This is a genomic window from Mesorhizobium sp. M7A.F.Ca.ET.027.03.2.1 (genome assembly GCF_003999175.1).
Classification (GTDB): domain Bacteria; phylum Pseudomonadota; class Alphaproteobacteria; order Rhizobiales; family Rhizobiaceae; genus Mesorhizobium.
The window spans coordinates 1-2,102 of record NZ_RZOM01001079.1 but is presented as its reverse complement, the minus strand read 5'-3'; the positions used below and the strand labels follow the sequence as shown (position 1 = coordinate 2,102).

General features: G+C 57.5%; 3 protein-coding genes. 1 reads left to right on the top strand and 2 read right to left on the bottom strand.

Translation table 11 applies throughout. From position 1 onward, the window contains the following. Positions 1-102 precede the first annotated feature (102 nt). Positions 103-480, bottom strand: a complete 378-nt coding sequence (locus EN750_RS31390; protein WP_013529907.1) for a flagellar export protein FliJ — start codon at positions 478-480, stop codon at positions 103-105. A 452-nt stretch (positions 481-932) separates the two neighbouring features. Here EN750_RS31390 and ctrA point away from each other — a divergent pair, with 452 nt between their 5' ends. Continuing rightward, positions 933-1,628 (top strand): cell cycle two-component system response regulator CtrA, encoded by a 696-nt coding sequence (gene ctrA, locus EN750_RS31385; protein WP_006203583.1) that lies wholly within the window; start codon positions 933-935, stop codon positions 1,626-1,628. A gap of 105 nt (positions 1,629-1,733) precedes the next feature. On the opposite strand, the gene EN750_RS31380 is transcribed toward ctrA, so the two are convergent. Continuing rightward, positions 1,734-2,102 (bottom strand): response regulator (locus tag EN750_RS31380; protein WP_145968095.1); only part of this gene is annotated, 369 nt, incomplete at its 5' end.

The window sequence follows — 2,102 nt, the reverse complement described above, 5'->3', positions numbered from 1 at the left end:
GGATTGGGCCGCGTAGGGCGGGTTCATTTTTCCCGCCGGAGCCGCAAGCCGCGACAATGCGCCAGCCTGATGGCGAGCGTTGGTGCGGCAAACCGCCAGGTCTTAGCCGATCATGGCGCTGCGGCCACCGACTTCGGCTTCGCGGATCTTCGTGTCGCGCGATTCCAGCATTTCCGCCTTGGAAAGCTCCGCTTCAGCTTCGCCGAGTAATGATTCGGCGGCGCTTCGCTGCTGGGCGAGGTCGCTTTGGGAATTCCTGAGGTTGTCGCGGCGCAGGCGAGCCGCCTTGGCGAAGGTCGGATAGGCGAAATGGTTGATGTCTGTGATGCCGGCCTTCTTTTCCTCGGCGGTGATCTGAAGCTCCAGCTCGACGGCCATGCGTTCGAACTCGGCGATCATCATGTCGAGCTGCAGCAGCTGCCGCCGCTTCTCATTCACCTGAAACTGTTTCAGCCGAACGAGGTTTTCACGTGACTTCATGATTCGGTACTCCCGGAAACGCACACCCGCACTTATCGTCCAAACCACCTGGAAACGCCCAGGCCGCACCCGTGTCCACCGCCTTTCCCCGAACTATGGGAAACAAAACCCTAAAGTTTTTTGCCGACGGTAACCATTCGTTTACGGGCATTGTTAATCATACGGGTCAGGACTTAAGGCCGGGTAAAAATTCCGGCCACCGATGCGGAAGCGACGTCGATGAGTCCCTGGAGTCGCTTAGTCCAGGTTGTTAATGTGTTGCATTAGGAATTTGGTTCTGAGATTCGTTATTAGATTCAAGAGGGTGTAGAAAGAGGTTAAAAAATCTGGTACCGTCATGGACGGGAAATTAGGATTTGTTAACCATTCAATGGCAGCCTCTGCACAAGGCAACCACTGCTCCGGGTCCGGACGGGTCGTGAAATGGTCCGGCAGCAGAAAAGGGGAATGAAATGCGTGTTCTGCTGATAGAAGATGACAGTGCAACCGCACAAAGCATCGAACTGATGCTGAAATCGGAAAGTTTCAACGTCTACACGACCGATCTCGGGGAAGAGGGCGTCGATCTAGGCAAGCTCTATGACTACGATATCATTCTTCTCGATCTCAACCTGCCCGATATGTCGGGCTACGAGGTCTTGAGAACGCTTCGCCTTTCCAAGGTCAAGACACCTATTCTCATCCTCTCCGGCATGGCCGGCATCGAGGACAAGGTGCGCGGCCTCGGCTTCGGCGCGGACGACTACATGACCAAGCCGTTCCACAAGGATGAGCTGGTTGCCCGCATTCATGCCATCGTGCGGCGCTCCAAGGGCCACGCCCAGTCGGTCATCACCACCGGCGACCTGGTGGTCAACCTCGATGCCAAGACCGTCGAAGTCGGCGGCCAGCGCGTGCACCTGACCGGCAAGGAATACCAGATGCTGGAGTTGCTTTCGCTGCGCAAAGGCACCACGCTGACCAAGGAAATGTTCCTCAACCACCTCTATGGCGGCATGGACGAGCCTGAGTTGAAGATCATCGACGTCTTCATCTGCAAGCTGCGCAAAAAGCTCGACGCGGCATCGGGCGGTCAGAACTACATTGAAACGGTCTGGGGGCGCGGCTATGTGCTGCGCGAACCGGAAGACATTCGCGTCAGCGCCTGAGCGACGAATCGCTCGAATCTTTTCCATAAAAAAAAACCCGGCTTCGGCCGGGTTTTTGCATGACGGCTGGTAAGGGTCTGTTTTGGGCTGCCGAGCAGAAACCCGTCACGCACTTTTTCTGGAATTGCTCAAGGGTGCCGAATCGGGTGCGCTCTTCAAGGTGCGAAAGCGCTCGAGCAGCTGCGGGCGGTTGAACGGCTTCAAGAGATAGCCCTGGGCGCCGGCGCGCTTGGCCCGCATGATCGAAGCAATATCGAGCTCGACCAGGGAAATCAGGATCTGCGGCCTTATCGGGCTCTCCATGGCCCGGACGCGACGGATGAGATCGACCGCCGGTACGTCGGGCAAGGCGCCATCGACGACGATGATGTCGGGCATGTCGGCGGCGCACATCTCCAGCGCGTCAAGTCCGCTGGCGGCCTCGATGACAATCATTTCGGCGCCGCCCAGGATGCGTTTTGCAACCTTCCTGAT